Below are 18,972 nucleotides of genomic sequence, written 5' to 3'. Positions count from 1 at the left end.
ATGCCGTCAGCATAAGCAGTTTTATAGCGTTACAAATCCGCCGTATGATGACAGGTGACGCACGACATATTCTGACCTATAATAGCTTTAATCATTTGCTAAACTGCTAAAAATTGCCATCACTTCATTGTTATAAAACATTGTTATAAAACTTCACCTCATTGTTATAAAACTTTAATCACATGAGTAAAGCGCAAGACAACAACGCAACCGCGACCACCGCCCGACAATGGCAAATTTTGTCGCAGCTTGATCGCAAACGCTGGCTGGGTACGGCACACATCAAAGAACAGCTGGATTTGATGGGCTTTGATATCAGCCTACGTACCATTCAGCGCGATTTGAACGCACTTGCCGAGCGTTTTCCAATTGAAAAAAATCACACCAACCCACAAGGTTGGCGGTGGCGTGAGGACGCGCCGCTGCAAACCCTGCCGCACATGACGCTGTCGCAAGCGGTGGCGTTTAGCATGGTTAAAGACAATCTGACCCATCTACTGCCCCCTGCCGTGCTCGATGAGCTGATGCCGTGGTTTGACCTTGCCAGCCGTCAGCTCAAAGACAGCAAGGTGGCAAATACATGGCTTAACCGTGTGCGGATTTTGTCCGCCAATCAGCCGCTGATTGCGCCTGCTGTCAAGATAGAAGCCAAAGAGGCGGTGTACGACGCGCTGTTTCAAAATCGCCAATTGATTGCCTGCTACAAGGCGCGCGGCCGCGATGAAGCCAGCGAATACGTGCTTAACCCGTTGGCCATTGTGCAGCGCGGTGTGGTGATTTATCTGCTTGCCAGCCGTCAGGATAAATCGCCCGATGATATCCGCTATTTTGCCCTGCATCGTTTTGACAGCGCGCGTGTCAGCGACCAGCCTGCCAAGCTGTCCGACAACTTTAACCTTGATGCTTATCTTAATTCAGGCGCGATGGGGTTTGCGTTTGCGCTATTTGAGCAGCTCAAAACCGCCGATACAACCAGCGATAGCAGCCGCTACGAGCCACCAAGTGTGGCGGTGCATTTGATTTTTGCGCCCACGGCAGGCAAAAGTCTACTCGAGAGCGCGCTTAGCACCGACCAACACACTTGGAAGGATGATGCAGGTTTACACGTTAAGGCGACTGTCAATTTAACTTCACAGTTGGTTTGGTGGCTGCGTGGTTTTGGCAAGGGTTTACGCCATATCGAGCCGCCGATTTTGGCAGCGGCGGTGCGTGAGACGGATGTCAATCAAGCATCAGCCACAGTAACTGACGACTAACCAGTTTTAGGATTGATGTTAAAATTTTTTAACAAATAGAGCATAGACGATGAACGCAAACGACCGACACACAAAAGACGCAAACGACAAAGAGTTAAGCGACGAAAATTTAAACCAAGACCAACCAAGTCACGTCAATCAGCCAGATCCGCTACAGGCAAAAACACAAGCGATCACCGAAGGCGAAACTTTGGTCAAAACCTCAAAACCCAAAACCGAGCCTGACAGCACGCCTGCGCCGACCGTCACGCCATCATTTATCCCTGCTACCCCTACCCCGCCTGATATCGTGTACAGCGATTTGCGCGATGATACCACCTTTGCCACGCCCGTTAAACCAAGCGCCTTGCCTGCCAGTCAGCCGTTGTCTGGGCCTGTGCTACACAATGCGCTTGCCGAGCCGCTAAGCACCGAACGACTTACCCCCACACCGACTGACACGCCAACGCATACCAGCTATATCCCAAGCCAGCCAGCCAGCGCGTTTATCGGTGATGGGCTTGGTGCGCATGAACACTTGGTAAAAACGCCCAAAGCTGACGCCATCACCGATGCCAGTATTTTGGCAAACAGCCACCAACGCGTGCTTGGCGACCCACAAAAGATTGCCGATGCGCGCGGTCGGTTGATTGAGCACATGGGTGTCGCGCTTAAGCAGTGGATTTTGACTGCCGAATGGCAACGCACCGATATTAGCCAATCCAAGTTTTTTGGCTTAAAACACAGCACGCAAACGGTGGATTTGGATTTATTATGCTTATTGTGTAACCGCTATGGCGAAGTGCTTGAGCGCGTGTGGTTTAAAAATGTGCGCGATCAAGCTGAGGCGGTGCGCTATTTGGGCGATGAACTATTAGGCGACACGCCACCACAGCCCGATCCACGGCTAGATGACACACTCAAAGCCGATGAGCGCAAAAACCTCATCCCCGATCATGGTAGCCACCAAGAGCGCATGGCAATTTTGCTGCCACGCATCGCGCCTGCCGTGTTTCAGCTGGTGTTTGTGGTGTCAAGTTATGGCGATTATGGACTGTCACAAGCGCACAGCGGCCGCTGTCAGCTTGCCGACGATGAAGGCAACGAGATTGCCACCGTTGATTTGACGCGTCTGCCTGATGGCTGCCGCGCGTTGTGGCTAGCAACCCTAAGCCGTTCGGCCGATAGCTGGCGGTTTCGTGAGGAGAATTTGCCACTTAAAATCAGCAAAAAAGTCTCGCTTGAGCACGCGGTCAGCGAGCACTTGGTACGCGCGGCAAAATAATGGCTTGCTGAGCACCTATTGCGCGCATTTTTTGGCCAACATTGCCTTCCAACTGCCCTCTAGGCAATCAATCGCCAGCCAACGCTCGACGACATCGGCAGGCAGCTTACCCGTTTGGTTGGCAAGCTGCCATAGCGTCGCCAAATCGGCAAACGCATACGGACGCGCGACCAGATACACGGGCAGACCTGCCGACAATTTGCCATCTTGCACCACCTGAAAATACCACCCTGCTATGCCCTGCTGGCTGATAAACGACGCCATCCCATAACGCCCCAGCTGGTCATTGATTTTAAAACAAGGGCGACGCGGCTGCACAACACGCAATTTGACGCTGCTTGCGTCATCCTCACCAAAGCGATACACATCGCCGATGCACACATTGCATTCTTGCATCGGCACATCAGGCGTGGTGACGGTCAAATTTTCGCCCAACGTACCGATGGCAACATCCATACCAAACGCCGCGTTGATTTTGGCATACGTCGTCACAGGCATTTGGTGCACGGCTTTGAGGTGACCGCCGTGATGTCTGCGATCGGCTTGCTCATCGGTGACTAAGCCCAGATAATTCACCGCCACCGCGCCTTGCACGGGGTATTTGTTAATCGCGCTGAGCTTATCACGGGCAAAATAATCCGCCTTGCCTGCGCGTACGTCACTTAACATTCCAATCAAGCGCGGTAAATTTTGGTTATCGCTCATTGTTTCGCCTTAAATTTTATCGTGCGCGTGGGTCGAATGCATCGCGCAATGCCTCACCAATGAAAATCAGCAATGACAACACCACCGTTAAACTAAAAAACCCTGCCAACGCCAACCACGGCGCGTCAAGGTTATTTTTGCCCTGCAAAATCAGCTCACCCAATGATGGCGACCCTGCAGGCAAGCCATAGCCCAAATAATCCAGCGTCGTCAGTGCGGTGATGTTGGCGGTTAAAATAAACGGTAGCTGCGATAGACTTGATGACATAGCATTGGGCAAAATATGGCGGCGCATAATAGCATAATCCGACGCACCCAATGCCCGCGCTGCCAGTACATAATCAAAGTTACGCGCGCGCAAAAACTCAGCCCGTACCAGCCCCACCAACGCCTGCCAACCAAACAACAACATCAAAGCAAATAGCCAATACACGCTTGGGCGAAACAAGCTCACCAAAATCATAATCATAAACAGCTGCGGCAAACCGCCCCACACCTCAAGCAGCCGCTGCCCAAACAAATCCACCTTACCGCCATAGTAGCCTTGCACCGCACCGATAGCAATGCCAATCAGCGACCCTGCCAGCGTCAATGCCAGCCCAAACAGCAACGATACGCGCAGCCCATACAGCACGCGCGCCAACACATCGCGCCCTTGGTCGTCGGTACCTAGCCAGTTTTTTGCATTTGGCGGCGCAGGGTACGGCTCAAGGCGTGTCACCGCAGGCGTTTGGTCAGCATAAGGTATCGGCGGCATTTGCAAGTACCCGTGCGCGTTAATCAACGCTTGCACAGCAGGGTCTTGGTAGTTGGTCGCGGTCTCAAACACACCGCCAAACGTGGTTTCAGGATAAGTCTTAACCACAGGAAAATAATACCGTCCCTCGTATTTGACCCACAGCGGCTGATCATTTGCCAGCAAATTCGCCCCCAAACACACCGCAAAAATCAGCCCAAACAGCCACAGCGACACCCAACCGACGCGGTTACGCCGCAGTCGTACCAATCGTTGTTGCCAAATCGGTGAAAGTCGGCGCACGCTTGTTATCCTTGTCTTATCAAAACTACTGACCGTCAAAATCAATGCGTGGATCAATCAGCTGATACATAACATCGCTGACAAGCTGCAACACCAGTCCAAGCAAGGTAAAAATAAACAACGTGCCAAAAATCACAGGATAATCGCGCTGCACAATCGCCTCAAACCCAAGCCGCCCCAGCCCATCGAGATTAAAAATCACCTCAACCAAAAAATTGCTACCAAAAAACATACCGACAATCGCCGCAGGCAACCCTGCAATCATAATCAGCATGGCATTGGCAAACACATGCCCGTACAGCACCTGCCGCTCACTGATTCCCTTGCTACGCGCGGTCAAAACATACGGCTTGCCAAGCTCTTCTAAAAAACTAAACTTGGTCAAATACGTCAGCCCCGCAAAACCACCCACCGTGCTTGCCGTCAGCGGCAACACCAAATGCCAAATATAATCCTTGATCCGTGCCATCAGCGGCAACTGATCGGCGTTTTCAGCGTGCAAGCCTTGCAGCGGAAACACCTGCCAAAAACTGCCGCCAGCAAACAACACCAATAGCACCACCGCCAGTACAAACACAGGCACAGCATAACCCACCGCTAGCAGCAGCGCAGAGAGTTTATCAACACTGCCTTGGTGGTGCACGGCTTTATAAATCCCCAGTGGCACAGACACGGCGTAAATCAGCAGCGTAGACCAAAGCCCCAGTGAGATCGATACGGGCAACTTTTGCCAAATTAAGCTAGTAACAGGTTGCCCCTTAAAAAATGATTCACCAAAATCTAACTGCACGTACTGGCGCAACATCTGCCAAAAGCGTTCAGGCGCAGGTTTATCAAAACCATATTGTGCCTTGATAGCCTCCACCATCTGCGGCGACAGCCCACGGCTGCCTTGATACGTTGTGGTAGCCAGCTGGGTTTGCGTTGCACCCGTTTTTTGCGCATCCTCAACTTGGGCAATTTTTTGCTCAACGGGTCCGCCAGGCGCAGCTTGCACGATGACAAAATTGGTCAGCAAAATCAAAAACAACGTTGGCATGATGAGCAGCAATCGCTTGATGATATAGCTTAGCATAAGCACACGTCACGGGGCTAAAATCTGCATTGTAACAGGTTTTTAAAGCGGCTTAAAAGGCTTGTGTGCATCGGCTTGTCACAGGTGTTTTGATCAGCCGCTTTGGCTCAATTTGGCTAAATTTTCATTTTCCCACACTTGTTTGTGAGCCTGTTTTTAAGGACTGTATTTTTTTAAAGGTATTATTTAAAGGTATCATTTAAAGGTATCATTTAAAGGCATCATCGGCAATTTTGGGCGGATAAGCAAACTGACAATTTTTGTCACCCTATGCTAAAATAAGCTAAAAAACCAGTAACATTTTGGCGCATTTTGCCCATCTGATAACGATGACAGGCGAAAATTTGGCACAAGGTAAGTTGTAGCACGAGGTCGGTATGGCAGTGGCATTGATTGTAGATGATGAGGTGGATTTGTGTCGGCTAATGCAAATGACCCTCAAACGCATGGACATCGACGCACGCATTGCCTATGACCTTGCCACCGCCAACAGCCTACTTGCCGAACAGACGTTTGATTTTTGTCTCACCGATTTGCGCCTACCTGATGGCTCGGGGCTTGATCTTGTCAAGCAGATTAGCCAGCATCACCCCAACACCCCTGTTGCGGTCATCACCGCGCATGGCAACATGGATTTGGCGATTGAAGCATTAAAACTTGGCGCGTTTGATTTTGTCAATAAACCGCTTGAGCTACCGCGCCTGCGTCAGTTGGTTGAAAACGCACTCAAAGCTGCCGCTGATGCCAACGCCCAAACCACCGCCAGCGCACCACCCGATTTGTTTGCAGGCAAATTGATTGGACAATCTGCCGCCATCTTACAGCTAAAAAACACCATCCAAAAACTGGCCCGCAGCCAAGCACCCGTGTTTTTGTGGGGCGAATCAGGCACGGGCAAAGAAGTCGTCGCGCGGCTGATTCATGAGCTCAGCCCGCGCAGCCAAGCCAGTTTTGTGGCTGTCAATTGCGGCGCGATTCCTGCCGAATTGATGGAAAGCGAATTTTTTGGGCATAAAAAAGGCAGCTTCACGGGCGCAACCACAGACAAAGATGGTCTGTTTCAGCAAGCCAACGGCGGTACGTTGTTTTTGGATGAAGTGGCCGATTTGCCGCTTGCCATGCAGGTCAAGCTACTGCGCGCCATTCAAGAAAAAAAGGTGCGCCCCATCGGTGGCACACAAGAAGTCGCGGTTGACATCCGCCTGTTATCTGCCACCCACAAAAACCTCGCTAGGTTGGTCGAGGCAGGTGAATTTCGGCAAGATTTGTATTACCGAATTCACGTCATTGAAGTGCGTTTGCCAAGCCTAAATCAACGCACTGATGATATTTTACTGTTGGCAACGCATTTTTTGGCACAAATCTACACCGATTGGCAACTTGACACCCAGCCTGTACTGACCGATGCGGCAAAACGCGCGTTACTCAACCACCGCTATTTGGGCAACGTACGTGAATTGCGCAACATTTTGGAGCGTGCGGTGACACTTGCCGACAGCGCGGTGATTGACGTAACGCACTTGCAGTTAACGCCGATGGAAGCGGCAGCCAGTCAAGATACGGACGATCACCCAAACCAGCACAATACAAGTCAGCACACTATAGATAAGCAAGATACAAACCAGCAGCTTGCAGACAGCCAATTGTCTACCGCACCGCCCGCTACACCTACACCAACAGATAGCAAGCCAAGCCCACAAGCTACCGTTAGCACGCGTTATCAGCAAACCGCGTTTAATCCAACCATTCAATTAACGCCCAATACGCTGGCGGCTGGCACGGTATTACCCACCTCCCCTGCGCCCACTTTGCAAAATGCACATGACGATCCTGCACCATCACAACTGGGGCAACAAGCGCATCAAACCGATGAGCCAACCGGTGTATTTGCCGGCTTGTCTGGTGTGCCGCTTACCGATGATGGTCTTCCAAGTGAAGGCTTAGAGGCGTATTTGCTACAACAAGAGCGACAGCTGATTATTGCCGCCTTAAACCAAAGCAGTGGCAACAAAACTCAAGCCGCCAAATTGCTCAATATGTCGTTTCGCTCGCTGCGCTATCGGATGAAAAAACTGGGTTTAGAAAGCGATGGCGACGATGATTGATTTACTCAATAGATCAATCTAAACATCAAACAACGCTTGTAGCGTATGCGCCCAAGGCATTGGCAAACTGGCAAGCCCTGCCTTGTCATAACTGGGCAAAGGTAGCCGCCGCGCCAACAATTGCCAATCACCGCGCGGGATCACAACTTCAACAGGCGCATCAGGCAAGGCTGCCGCTAGCGCGCTGCTTGGCGTTGGCGTACGTACCGCCAAAATATCAACATCCAAGGTCACATTTGGCTTGGTGCACGTCTGCCTGCCATTATCACGCTCAAGCTGTTTGGTCAGTTGCCATAGCGTGGCGTACGCCATCGTGCCATTGAATGCAACCACCGCAATTTGATTATGGTACGGCGCAACCTGTACCTGTGGGTATTCATCTGCCAACTGACAGGCGTTTTGATGGATCGCGCTTAGCGTGAGCGTACCCATACCAGCAAGCGTTTGCCGACACGCAGCTAGGTGAACTGCAGGCGCGACGTTGCTTGCCAGTGACAACACCGCACCGTTCACCTTATGATCGGGCAAGATAACCGCTATCATGGTTTACTTGTCCGTTTGCCAACGCGTGATTTTGACGCCAACATGACGCGCCTCTTTGACTGCCGTTGGCTTATACAGCGTCACCGTCACGCGATCGGGCGCAAATTCTGCCAAAATCATCTCTGCAACCAGTTGCGCCAAGCGTTCAATCAATGCCACTTGCTGCTCACGACAGACTTGTGTCACGCGCTCGCTGACGGTTTTATAATTGATCGCCGCCGCGATATCATCATTTGCTGCTGCCTGCCGTTGGTCTGCCGCCATCTCAATGTCAAAAATCAGCGGTTGGGTAATTTGTTGCTCCCATTCGTACACGCCAATCACGGCATCCACCTGTAAGCCGTGAATAAACACCACATCTACCGCGTCGGCTGCTTGCTGCTTCATGCGTTATGCTATCCTTGATCTTTTAATAGGTTTAATGTTTGCGCTGTTTAAACAAGTCATAACTAAAAAATATTAGCCCCAGCCAAATACAGCCAAACGTAATCAACCGACTGCTGTCAAAGGCTTCATGATAGACCAACACCGCAAGCAAAAATACAATCGTTGGCGACAAGTAATTTAAAAAACTCAACAAACTAAACGCCACCATTTTGGTTGATTTGTTATACATCAACAGCGGAATTAGGGTAATCGGCCCTGCCAACATCAGCAGCCAAATACTGGGCGACAACCAAAACGCCACGTGACTACTGGCAACATCCGCTTGCCAAAACCATACCACACATGCAGGTACCAACAGCGCGGTTTCGATAAACATCGCCGACAGCGCGTCTAATGGCGTACGGCGGTGCATCAGTCCATACACCGAAAACGTCGCCGCCAATAATAGCGTCACCCACGGCAATTTGCCCAGTAACACCAATTGTACGCCGACACCGACCAGCGCTAGGCCAATCGCCAGCCATTGCAGCGGACGCAGCCGCTCCTGTAGCACCACCAGTGCCAACAGCACGCCTGCCAACGGGCTGATAAAATAGCCCAAACTTGCCTCAAGCATGTGATTGTGATTGACCGCCCAAACATACGTCAGCCAGTTGGTTGCGATAATCGTGCCCGATATCAACGTATACAACAGCCATTTTGGCTCACGGCGCACCACCCCAAGCCATTGCCAATGCCGCCGAACGACAAGCAACAACAGCACAAACACAAACGACCAAATCACCCGATGACCGATAATTTCAACCGCATCATAATCGGCAAGCTGCTTAAAATACAGTGGAAAAAATCCCCACAACGTATACGCCCCCAACGCCGTGGTAACACCGCGTGGTGTAGTAACGACACTAGATGTCGCTATAGTAGGTTGACGGGGCGATTCGGTAGGGTCGTTAGTGGGTGACGCGGACATGTTTACAACAACTTTACAACAACGTTTTTGGTAGTAGGTTTTGGTAATACGTTTTTGGCTATTGACTTCCTCCCCTCCCTAAAGTGAGGGGATTCCTTCTACAAGACGGTCAAGCCCGACCGCAAGAATGTTCTTACTGGCGTTAATATCTCTATCATGCCGTGTGCCACACTTAGCACAAGCCCATTCTCTTATTCGCAAACCTGCTCTACCTTTCGGACTACTGGATATATCGCCACAGCACGAACAAGTTTGGGTAGTGTATTTCTCATTCACGATTGCAAAACGGCAACCTGCGTTCTCGCATTTATAGGTCAGTTGCCGTTTGAGTTCAAACCAACCTGCGTCATATACGCTTTTGGCTAGTTTGCCTTTTTTACAGCTAAATTGGGTGGTTTTAATATCACCGACCACGATTAAGGCATTGTTTTTAACTAGCCCTGTGGTGAATTTGTGGATGAGGTCTTGGCGTGTGTTTTTGATTTTTGCATGGATTGCTTTGACACGCTGTTTGTTTTTGGCTCTTTGAGCGACGCCCAGTTTTTTAGCCCATGCCTGTGTTTGCTTGATTTGTAGTTTATCGCCGTTTGAGGCGGTGGCACTGTCTTTTAAGCCTAAGTCTATGCCGATACTACCTGTACCACATTGCTGTTTTGGGTAGTCTTTAACGGTGATACAGGCATACCAACGGTTACGGCTGTCTTGGACGATTTCGCAGGTGTTTATTTGATATAGGCTAAGATTGTAGCTGTCCCATAGGTCGATGATGAGCTTTTGTCCTTTGGCTAAACTAAGCTGTAGGGTTGATTTTAAGCCTTTCTTGCCTGTTTGGTGGGTAGCGATATGCTTAATCGCGGATTGCTTAAATGGAATCCAACCTAGGCTTTTACGCTTTGAGTTTGGGTTGTTGGTTCGCCAGTTAAGTTTAGCCTTTTTGAATTGGCGTCGCGATTTGGCGTGAGTTTCGTTAATGGCTTGTATGGTTTGAGAGTGCAAGCCTAGCAGTTCACCGCTACCTTTGGTGTATTCGTTTAGGTCGTAGGCGGAAAAGAATTTACCAGTACGTTGTAGGTATTTAAAACTCAAGTCATTCACATAGTTCCACACGAAATTGACCGAACCGCTTAGGCGGTTTAGTTGGTCTGTGTGTTTGTCTTTTATGCGTAGCTTGAGGGTTTTCATGGGGTTAGTTTAACATATTTAATAAGTTTCTGTGTGTAAGCATGGTTTCGGAGTTGCCTTATATCCTCCGCCTAAAGTCGGTGGTTTTACGGCAACGGATGATAATACGCTTTTGCCAAATATATTTGGCTAAACCTTAAATGCCAATCAGCAGCATTGGCGAACACAAACCAATTAGATGATTGAGCGCACCAGAGGTTTTACTTGTAAAGGCTTAGCTTTTAGGGGCTTAGCTTTTAGGGGTTTAGCTTTTAGGGGTTTAGCTTTTAGGGGTTTAGCTTTTAGGGGTTTAGCTTTTAGAGGTTTAACTTTTAGCAAACACACTGTTGCCAAATAGGCTAAACATCGTCTTGCTCAACGTCTAGCTTGAGCCCTGCGCGGCTGACCAACTGGGCAAAATTTGGAAAGCTGGTATTGACCGTTTCGGTGCCGTGTATTGTGATGGTGTCTGATGCGCGCAAGCTGGCAACGGCAAAGCTCATGGCAATGCGGTGATCGTGGTGGCTGTTAATCGCCCCGCCGCCAAATACATACCGCGCCGCACCTTTGCCCGTGATACGGATGCCATCTTCTAGTACCGTGCAATCCACACCAAGCGTCTGCAAGCCATCTGCCATCACCGCGATACGGTCAGATTCTTTGACGCGCAGTTCTGCTGCGCCGCGCAATACGGTTTCGCCTTCGGCACAGCTTGCGGCGATAAACAACACAGGAAATTCATCAATCGCTAAGGGTACCAAGTGCAGCGGAATCTCAATCCCATGTAGCGGCGCGGATTTGACCACAATGTCCGCGACAGGCTCGCCGCCCACATCGCGCGTATTGCTTAGGCGGATATCAGCACCCATCAGGCGCAAAATATCAATTACACCTGTACGCGTTGGGTTGATCCCCACATGCGACAACGTCACGTCACCGTGTGGCGCAATGCTCGCTGCTACCATAAAAAACGCCGCACTTGAAATATCGGCAGGTACAGCCAAATCGCACGCCGTCAATGTGCCGCCACCGTGCACAGTGATGCGATTGCCATCTTGCTCAACAGGATAGCCAAACGCACGCAACATCCGCTCGGTATGGTCACGCGTGATTTCAGGCTCACTGACCGTGGTGCTGCCTTCGGCGTACAAACCTGCCAACAGCAAGCATGACTTAACTTGCGCTGACGCCATTGGCATGGCATAGTCAATACCATGCAGCGTCTTAGCACCTGTGATACTGATCGGAGGCGTGCCTTTTTCGCCTGTGGTTTGCAGGCTTGCACCCATTTGGCGCAATGGTTTTGCCACGCGCTCCATCGGGCGTTTGGACAAACTGGCATCGCCAATCAACACACTGTCAAATGCTTGCGCTGCCAAAATCCCTGCCAATAAGCGCGTACTGGTGCCCGAATTGCCCATATCAAGCGGCTTGATGGGAGCTTTTAAGCCATGCATACCAACGCCTTCGATAGTAACTTTATCGCCCTCACGGGTGATATTGACACCCATTTCAACAAACGCTTGCAAGGTTGCCAGCGCGTCTTCACCTTCTAAAAACCCCGTCACCGTTGTGGTACCGACTGCCAGTGAGCCAAACATAATAGCACGGTGCGAAATCGATTTATCCCCTGCCACAGTGTAAGTGCCAATAAAACTATCAGCAGGTGCAATGCAATAACGTTGGGTCGGTTGGCTCATGGTTGGGTCATTCCTATGTTGTGCACTGGCAAGCATATGTCCAAAATGGCGACGGGCATGGCGGGCAGCGCATAAATCCGCCAGCAGCGCGGTGCTATCTTCGGTCAAAAGCTGTTGTTTTAAGCGGGCAAGCTGGGTTTCATAGTCCTCAATGCCTGCCAATAGCGCGGTTTTATTGGCAAAAAAAATGTCGCGCCACATGATGGGGTCGCTGGCGGCAATGCGGCTAAAATCACGAAAACCGCCTGCGGCATAACGAAAAATATCCAAATTGTCATCGTGCGCGGCAAGCTGATTGACCAGTGCAAACGCCAACAGGTGCGGTAAATGGCTGGTATGCGCCAGTACCGCGTCATGGCGCGTAGCGTCCATCACGCTCACCTGTGCGCCAAGTGCCTGCCACAACGCGGTAATTTTCGCCACTGCTGCCGCTTGGCTAAACGGTGTTGGGCAAACAATGACTTGATGGTGAACAAACAGCTGCCCATTGCGCGCCAGTAAACCTGATTTTTCTGCGCCTGCAATGGGATGGGCAGGCACAAACTGTCCAAAACCAATGCCATGTGCCACGCGTATCGCTTGTGCCGCTGCCACCACGCCTGCTTTGGTACTACCAACATCGGTGATCACACAATCATCGGGCAACCTACCTGCTGCCAATGCCTGCGCTAAGGTATCTAAAACATCAGCGATTGCACCAACAGGTGTAGCGACCACCACACAATCACAGCCTGCCACTGCTTGGGCAAGTTTGGCAAAACCTGCGTCGATCACGCCCAACTCTTGCGCCATGCTCAAGGTATCGGCATAGGTATCAAACGCAACAATTTGTTGGCTTAAACCGCGCTCGCGCATAGCTTGGGCGACGCTTGCCCCCATCAACCCCAGACCGATGATACAGGTTTTTGCAAACATAACAGCCAATTGTACTACCCAACTACATTAAAATTTTACAACTTACGCCAGCACTTGCGCCAAGGTATCCAAAAAGCGGTTGTTTTCCTCAGGCAGCCCGACACTAACGCGAATCCACGCGTCTAGACCATAGCCACTAAGCACGCGCACAACGATGCCTTGTTCAAGCAACGCTTGATACACCGTTTGCCCATCACCAACATTGACCATGACAAAATTTGCCACCGATGGCACAAACTCAATGCCCAAACTATCCAAACCTTTATACAACGCTTGCCGCTGCTCAGCATTAAACGCCAAATAATCTGTCAAAAACGTTTGGTCTGCCAATGCCGCTTGCGCCGCTGCCAATGCCAACACGTTTGCGCCCATCGCTTGGCGCGACAGCTTAAGTAACTCAGCCAGCACAGGCGAGCTGATTGCATAGCCAACTTTTAAACCTGCCAGCCCATACGCTTTTGAAAATGTACGTAAAATCACCACGTTATCAAAAGTTTGTGTCAAGCGCACACTGGTTTGTTTGGGCGTAAATTCGATATACGCTTCATCAATCACCACCAACACCGATGATGGCACACGCGCGACAAACTTGGCAATCGCCTCGGCGGTCAGTAGCGTACCTGTTGGGTTGTTGGGATTGGCAAGCAACACCAAACGACACTCGGGCGTGGCGTTGATCACCTCTGCCATCGCGGCAAGGTCATGCCCGTATTGCTGCGCAGGTACACACACCGCTTGCTGTGTCACATTGAGACTGGCCAACTGATAGTCTGACAACGCATATTGCGCGTACACCATGCGCGCGTTTTGATTTTTGCCATCAGCTGTACTCAGCGTTGCCGCCGCCAACAACGCCAACAAATCTTGCGCACCGTTTGCCAACGTCACACAATCGGCGCTCACCCCATGAAAATCGCCCAAATACTGGCGCAAGGTCACGCCTGCCCCATCAGGATAGCGCGATAACGCACCAAGCTGCAATGCCACCGCCAACGTCACATGTGGCGAACAACCCAACGGGTTTTCATTGCTTGATAACTTGACGATATCGTCCGCCTGCACGCCGTACTCGCGGATGATATCCTCACGTGTGACATCTGCCTCATACACCTGCAACGCATCTAAACCTTGTAGGTGGGGCGCGTCCGATGGGGGCAAATCAAAATAAGACAAATCTGAGCGAGCGGCTGACATAAAAACCTTGTCTTGTACAGTCAAAACTAAACAAATTTAACACCTAGACAAACTAAACACATTGCACGTACAGCTGGGCACGTACAGCTGGCAAGCACAATACCTACCATCAAAATGACGAATCAGGCTGCTGCAAAAATGCCAACTCCGCCGCGCTTGAGGTACGCCCCAACACAGCATTGCGGTGCGGATAACGCCCAAAACACGCAATGATCGCACGGTGCTTGCGCTCGTATTCTTGCGTTGTGTCATCGGCATATCGGCAAAACAACGGCTCTGCTGCGTCATGAATCATCAACGACTCAGCGTGCATAAATGGCATCAAGGCAAAATTACGCGCTGCTTGCTCAAGCAGGGCAAAATCCGCCTGCCCGACCAATGCCTGCGCCAAAACCAGTGCCATACCATCTTGGGCAAAGGCTTGCGGCGTATCGCGATAGATATTGCGCGAAAACTGATCCAGCACGATGATTTCCGCCAAACGCCCGTGCAAGGTTGTGCGCCACGCGTACAGCTCACCACGTTTTGCCGCTTGCAAGGTTGGCAAAAACTGCGCGGTCAGACGTGCATCAAAATCCGCATCTTTGGCAAACCACAGCGGCTTGGTGGTGGGGTCAAACCAAAACCGCAAAACATGTTGCGCACCAATTTGACCATCTTGTCTGTCAATTTGCCCATTAAAGTGTGTGGTCGCTGGCATTGTTTAGCCTTGTTCATCAAGCGTTTTGGTTGGGTACATTTACCACGCAGTTTTGGTTAAAGCACCGCTTTGGGGTATGAACCCAGCACGCGTAAATCTTTGACATTGGGGCGAATTTCATCCAACGCCGCTTGCAATGCCGTATCCTCAATATGCCCTAGCATGTCAATAAAAAACACATACGCCCACTTGTTTGGACGCTCAGGGCGCGTCTCGATACTGGTCATCGACACACCGTGCTTGGCAAGTGGCTGCAAAATCTGAATCAGTGCGCCTGCCTGGTCTTTGGCAGACACCAAAATCGAGGTTTTATCCTGCCCCGATGGCGCGACACGTTCACGCCCGATGATCAAAAACCGTGTGGTGTTGGCAGGGTTGTCCTCGATATTTTCATACAACTTGTGCAGCCCGTATTCACTGGCGGCAACATCGCCTGCAATCGCGGCAGAGTGCCATTCACTTTTAAGCCGTCTTGCCGCCTCGCCATTGCTTGACAATGCTACACGCTCAACGTTTGGATAATGCGTATCAAGCCACTGCCGACATTGCGCCAACGCTTGCTGATGGGCATAAATCTTAGACAGCCCTGCCACCTTGGTGTGCTCAGCCACCAAAAACTGGTGATGAATCGGCAACTCCACCTCGCCGATGATGTGTAATTCTGAGGTCAAAAACCCGTCTAATGTGTGATTGACCACGCCTTCAGATGAATTTTCAACAGGCACCACGCCATACATCGCCGCGCCCGATTCAACCTCGCGAAACACATCGCTAATCGTTGCCAATGGCATGGTGGTGGCAGCCTTACCAAAATGCTTGAGCGCGGCAGCATGGGTAAACGTGCCAGCAGGCCCTAGATAAGCGATTTTTTGTGGCGCTTCTAAATCAAGGCATGCCGACATGATTTCACGAAATAGCCGCGCCATTTTATCGGCAGGTAAAGGACCAGTGTTGCGTATCATGACGTTGCTTAGCACCTGCGCCTCACGCTCAGGGCGATAAAAAACGGGCGATTCATCGCTTTGTTTTTTGATGCTTGCCACGTCAATGGCAAGGCGCGCACGGTGATTAATCAACGTTTGAATTTGGGCATCAACCGCGTCAATCTGTTGGCGCAGCTCGGCTAAATCTTGTGGCGACGATGCTTGGGTATTTTGTTGGTCGGTTTGTTGGGTGTTGGTGTCGGCTTGGCTCATGGTTTGATGAAATGTTGTCAGTTTTAAGATTGGAAAATTTACACTTGGCTGAAAAACTATGCAATCGTTGATGTTAATGTTGATGTTAATAAAGTCGAATACTAGCACACTATTTAGGCTTGTGCGAATTTTTTAGGCTTGTGCGCATTTTTAAGTGTTTAAAATATCGCGCATCAAAACGCTATAACTGCATACCACCAACATCACGCGGTTTAAAGCGCCAATTTAATCTACGCAAGTGCTTGATAAATGTTATAATCGCCATCTTTTATCTAACGCTTTGGTTATTTAATTAATTTAACCTCCCAACAGCAGCCGCTAAGCGAATGTTATGACCGATACCGCCACCTCTAACCCGCCGCATTCCACCACCGAACGTTGGCAAATTATCATCACATGTGCCGATGGGCTTGAGCAGCCTTTGATGCGTGAGCTTGCCAGCCTTGATATCGCTGCAACGGTTGAGCGCACAGGACGGCTACACGCCGATTTGACCCTTGCCGATATTTACCGTGTGTGTTTGTGGTCGCGCGTTGCCTCACGCGTGCTGTTGCCGTTGGCGCAAACGCCGCTGCAAGCAGGCGATATTGCCGAACAGTTGTATCAGTTTGCCAGCACGGTGGATTGGTCTGCATGGTTTGGCGTTGAGCAAACTTTTGCCATTCGTTTGTCATTGGATAAGCGCGTTACTGCCAATCAGCAGTTTGCCATGTTGCGCATCAAAGATGCGATTGCCGACCAGTTTAATGCGCGCTTTGGCAGCCGCCCAAATGTCGATAAGCAGCCTGATTTTGCCATTGTTGCGCAAGTGGGTGAAAAATCCGCCGAGTTGGCGTTGGATTTGTCGGGTACCAGTTTGCACCGCCGTGGCTACCGTGCGGCGATGACCGATGCACCGCTTAAAGAAAACCTTGCCGCCGCGCTGCTGTATGCTGTCGATTTTCACCAAACAGCGTATGATGCGCTGATTGACCCGATGTGTGGTTCGGGTACATTGCTGATTGAGGCATTGCTGATGCGTGCCGATTACGCCGTTGGGCTGGACAAAGCCGAGCGGCAGTTTGGTTTTTATGCATGGCAAGCACATGATGGCGCACTGTGGCAGCAGTTGGTCAATGCTGCAAGTCAGCGTTTTGGCGATGGCTTGGCGCGTGTGCGCGAGGACTTGGCAGCAGGACGTTTTTGTGTGGTTGGACTAGATGCTGATGCGCAAGCCATCAAGGCAACCCACAAAAACTTGATGGCAGCAGGGCTTGGCGCGTTGTTGCCACAAATCACCTTGCAGCAGCGCGCATTAGCAAGCCTACCGCGCGCGCTTGATGCCGCCGCAAGCAATGACCGCCGCCCGACTGACTGGCAACAGCCGCTTGTCATCACCAACCCACCGTATGGCGAACGCCTTGGTGATGAGCCGCTGATCAAGCCGCTATATCAAGGTTTTGGCAAGCGTTTGCAGCAGATTTTTGCCGCAGATACCCACCCTGTTACGGTGGGCGTGTTGGCAGGCAAGGTAGAACACGCCGATACCCTGCCGCTGCTTGACCCGCAAACCATGCGTTGCCACAACGGTGCTTTGACTGTGTATTTTCGCTCAGGGCAGCTCAATACCCAGCCTGCGCCCAGCATTATCGAAGGCTACCAAAAGCACGAGGTTACCCTAGAAGGTGGGCAAGACTTTGTTAACCGCTTACAAAAAAATTTAGCCAATCTCAAAAAAAACGCGCTCAAACAAGACGTAACCAACTTACGCATTTATGACGCGGATTTGCCCGATTTTAAAGTTGCTGTTGATGTGTACGGTAATTTTGTCCACGTGCAAGAATACGCCGCGCCTAAGTCCATTGATGCCGAGGTTGCCAAAAAACGCTTTAATTTGGCGTTGGTTGGCATTCGCGAGGTATTGGGCGTAAACCGTGAGCAGACGTTTATCAAAACGCGCGCACGCCAATCGGGCAATGAGCAGTACGACAAAAAGAACAACACAGGCAAGTTTTTTGTTGTCAATGAGCCTAGCAGTGGCGGACAAACGGCATATTTTTTGGTCAATTTTAGCGATTATTTGGACACAGGGTTGTTCCTTGACCACCGCCCGATGCGTCAACTAATTGCCAACAGCGCGCGCGGCAAACGTGTGCTTAACCTGTTTGCCTATACCGCAAGCGCAAGCGTACACGCGGCACTAGGCGGTGCTAAGCAAGTGCTCAGCGTGGATTTATCGCAAAATTATTTGGATTGGGGGCGCAAAAATTTTGCCCTAAACGGTTTAGCCGAAAACGCGGCATATCAGTTTATCGCCGCCGATGTGTTTGACTGGCTCAAAAACCACAGCGAACAATACGACGTGATTTTTATTGATCCGCCAACGTTTTCAAACTCCAAAAAATTTAAAGGCACGTTTGATGTACAACGTGACCACGCAGCGTTAATCAACCGTGCGATGAACCGCCTTAGTGCCGATGGTGTGGTGTATTTTTCCAATAACTTTAGCAAATTTACCCTCGATGATACATTAAGCGCGCGCTACGCCGTTGAAGATCTGACCCACCGCACGATTGGCTTTGATTTTGATGCCAAACGCCCGATTCATCGCGCGTGGGCATTGCGCCACAAACCTGCACGTTAAGCCGACTGATAAACGGCGGTTGGCACAGGCTTAACTTTTTTGCATGCACTTTGCTGCAAAAATACCGCCAAATAGCTTTTAGCCGCGCGCGTGCGGTGCTACAATGTGCACTTTTCTGTGCTCTTTGGCATATTTGTGC

Annotated in this window: 15 protein-coding genes; 4 read left to right on the top strand and 11 right to left on the bottom strand. The window is 50.7% G+C overall.

Features of this window, described 5'->3' with window-relative positions; translation table 11 throughout:
* Nucleotides 1-182: 182 nt before the first annotated feature.
* Entirely contained in the window at nucleotides 183-1,256 is a 1,074-nt protein-coding gene (locus MA2_RS00690) for a helix-turn-helix transcriptional regulator (RefSeq protein WP_067054934.1), read from the top strand.
* 49 nt (nucleotides 1,257-1,305) lie between these two features.
* A complete protein-coding gene (locus MA2_RS00685) occupies nucleotides 1,306-2,520 on the top strand; it encodes a TerD family protein (protein WP_067054931.1) in 1,215 nt (404 codons plus the stop codon).
* Between the two features lie 15 nt (nucleotides 2,521-2,535).
* On the opposite strand, the gene MA2_RS00680 is transcribed toward MA2_RS00685, so the two are convergent.
* The 3 genes from MA2_RS00680 to yejB are packed head-to-tail and all read right to left on the bottom strand — an operon-like array spanning nucleotide 2,536 to nucleotide 5,339.
* Nucleotides 2,536-3,225: an MOSC domain-containing protein gene (locus MA2_RS00680; RefSeq protein ID WP_067054928.1), complete on the bottom strand. Its 690-nt coding sequence runs from the start codon at nucleotides 3,223-3,225 to the stop codon at nucleotides 2,536-2,538.
* Nucleotides 3,226-3,241: 16 nt separating this feature from the next.
* Nucleotides 3,242-4,264: an ABC transporter permease gene (locus MA2_RS00675; protein WP_067054925.1), complete on the bottom strand. Its 1,023-nt coding sequence runs from the start codon at nucleotides 4,262-4,264 to the stop codon at nucleotides 3,242-3,244.
* A 25-nt stretch (nucleotides 4,265-4,289) separates the two neighbouring features.
* The gene (gene yejB, locus MA2_RS00670; RefSeq protein ID WP_067054921.1) at nucleotides 4,290-5,339 is read right to left on the bottom strand and encodes a microcin C ABC transporter permease YejB; all 1,050 of its coding nucleotides are present in this window, start codon (nucleotides 5,337-5,339) and stop codon (nucleotides 4,290-4,292) included.
* A 377-nt stretch (nucleotides 5,340-5,716) separates the two neighbouring features.
* On the opposite strand from yejB, the gene MA2_RS11500 reads away from it, so the two are divergent.
* Nucleotides 5,717-7,444 carry a sigma-54-dependent transcriptional regulator gene (locus MA2_RS11500; RefSeq protein ID WP_067054918.1) on the top strand — a complete coding sequence of 576 codons (1,728 nt, stop codon included), beginning with the start codon at nucleotides 5,717-5,719 and terminating at the stop codon, nucleotides 7,442-7,444.
* Between the two features lie 18 nt (nucleotides 7,445-7,462).
* Here MA2_RS11500 and MA2_RS00660 read toward each other — a convergent pair whose 3' ends face one another.
* The 8 genes from MA2_RS00660 to pheA all read right to left on the bottom strand — a co-directional run bounded on the left by MA2_RS00660 (nucleotide 7,463) and on the right by pheA (nucleotide 16,210).
* Entirely contained in the window at nucleotides 7,463-7,987 is a 525-nt protein-coding gene (locus tag MA2_RS00660; RefSeq protein ID WP_079352285.1) for a 2-amino-4-hydroxy-6-hydroxymethyldihydropteridine diphosphokinase, read from the bottom strand.
* A gap of 3 nt (nucleotides 7,988-7,990) precedes the next feature.
* Nucleotides 7,991-8,374, bottom strand: a complete 384-nt coding sequence (folB, locus tag MA2_RS00655; protein ID WP_067054912.1) for a dihydroneopterin aldolase — start codon at nucleotides 8,372-8,374, stop codon at nucleotides 7,991-7,993.
* A 31-nt stretch (nucleotides 8,375-8,405) separates the two neighbouring features.
* Complete coding sequence (gene rarD, locus MA2_RS00650; protein ID WP_067054909.1) at nucleotides 8,406-9,344, bottom strand: EamA family transporter RarD; 939 nt, start codon at nucleotides 9,342-9,344, stop codon at nucleotides 8,406-8,408.
* A 78-nt stretch (nucleotides 9,345-9,422) separates the two neighbouring features.
* On the bottom strand, nucleotides 9,423-10,526 hold the full coding sequence (locus MA2_RS00645; RefSeq protein WP_067054906.1) for an RNA-guided endonuclease InsQ/TnpB family protein: 1,104 nt from the start codon (nucleotides 10,524-10,526) through the stop codon (nucleotides 9,423-9,425).
* Between the two features lie 338 nt (nucleotides 10,527-10,864).
* Nucleotides 10,865-13,120, bottom strand: a complete 2,256-nt coding sequence (locus MA2_RS00640; protein ID WP_067054903.1) for a bifunctional prephenate dehydrogenase/3-phosphoshikimate 1-carboxyvinyltransferase — start codon at nucleotides 13,118-13,120, stop codon at nucleotides 10,865-10,867.
* Between the two features lie 42 nt (nucleotides 13,121-13,162).
* On the bottom strand, nucleotides 13,163-14,314 hold the full coding sequence (gene hisC, locus MA2_RS00635) for a histidinol-phosphate transaminase (RefSeq protein WP_079351979.1): 1,152 nt from the start codon (nucleotides 14,312-14,314) through the stop codon (nucleotides 13,163-13,165).
* Between the two features lie 109 nt (nucleotides 14,315-14,423).
* Entirely contained in the window at nucleotides 14,424-14,963 is a 540-nt protein-coding gene (locus MA2_RS00630; RefSeq protein WP_211269839.1) for a DUF924 family protein, read from the bottom strand.
* Nucleotides 14,964-15,070: 107 nt separating this feature from the next.
* Nucleotides 15,071-16,210 carry a prephenate dehydratase gene (pheA, locus tag MA2_RS00625; protein WP_067054897.1) on the bottom strand — a complete coding sequence of 380 codons (1,140 nt, stop codon included), beginning with the start codon at nucleotides 16,208-16,210 and terminating at the stop codon, nucleotides 15,071-15,073.
* Between the two features lie 331 nt (nucleotides 16,211-16,541).
* On the opposite strand from pheA, the gene rlmKL reads away from it, so the two are divergent.
* Complete coding sequence (gene rlmKL, locus MA2_RS00620) at nucleotides 16,542-18,833, top strand: bifunctional 23S rRNA (guanine(2069)-N(7))-methyltransferase RlmK/23S rRNA (guanine(2445)-N(2))-methyltransferase RlmL (protein ID WP_067054894.1); 2,292 nt, start codon at nucleotides 16,542-16,544, stop codon at nucleotides 18,831-18,833.
* The last annotated feature ends 139 nt before the right edge of the window (nucleotides 18,834-18,972 follow it).

The organism is Moraxella atlantae NBRC 14588 (genome assembly GCF_001591265.1).
Classification (GTDB): Bacteria; Pseudomonadota; Gammaproteobacteria; order Pseudomonadales; family Moraxellaceae; genus Faucicola; species Faucicola atlantae.
This window is presented reverse-complemented; position numbering and strand designations above follow the sequence as displayed.

Bases quoted from the DNA above. Each gene is read 5' to 3' on its own strand.
- MA2_RS00685 (WP_067054931.1), top strand. From the start codon at position 1,306: ATGAACGCAAACGACCGACACACAAAAGACGCAAACGACAAAGAGTTA.
- MA2_RS00645 (WP_067054906.1), bottom strand. From the start codon at position 10,526: ATGAAAACCCTCAAGCTACGCATAAAAGACAAACACACAGACCAACTA.
- MA2_RS00640 (WP_067054903.1), bottom strand. From the start codon at position 13,120: ATGTTTGCAAAAACCTGTATCATCGGTCTGGGGTTGATGGGGGCAAGC.
- rlmKL (WP_067054894.1), top strand. From the start codon at position 16,542: ATGACCGATACCGCCACCTCTAACCCGCCGCATTCCACCACCGAACGT.
- yejB (WP_067054921.1), bottom strand. From the start codon at position 5,339: ATGCTAAGCTATATCATCAAGCGATTGCTGCTCATCATGCCAACGTTG.
- folB (WP_067054912.1), bottom strand. From the start codon at position 8,374: ATGAAGCAGCAAGCAGCCGACGCGGTAGATGTGGTGTTTATTCACGGC.
- MA2_RS00690 (WP_067054934.1), top strand. From the start codon at position 183: ATGAGTAAAGCGCAAGACAACAACGCAACCGCGACCACCGCCCGACAA.
- rarD (WP_067054909.1), bottom strand. From the start codon at position 9,344: ATGTCCGCGTCACCCACTAACGACCCTACCGAATCGCCCCGTCAACCT.
- MA2_RS00660 (WP_079352285.1), bottom strand. From the start codon at position 7,987: ATGATAGCGGTTATCTTGCCCGATCATAAGGTGAACGGTGCGGTGTTG.
- MA2_RS11500 (WP_067054918.1), top strand. From the start codon at position 5,717: ATGGCAGTGGCATTGATTGTAGATGATGAGGTGGATTTGTGTCGGCTA.
- pheA (WP_067054897.1), bottom strand. From the start codon at position 16,210: ATGAGCCAAGCCGACACCAACACCCAACAAACCGACCAACAAAATACC.
- hisC (WP_079351979.1), bottom strand. From the start codon at position 14,314: ATGTCAGCCGCTCGCTCAGATTTGTCTTATTTTGATTTGCCCCCATCG.
- MA2_RS00680 (WP_067054928.1), bottom strand. From the start codon at position 3,225: ATGAGCGATAACCAAAATTTACCGCGCTTGATTGGAATGTTAAGTGAC.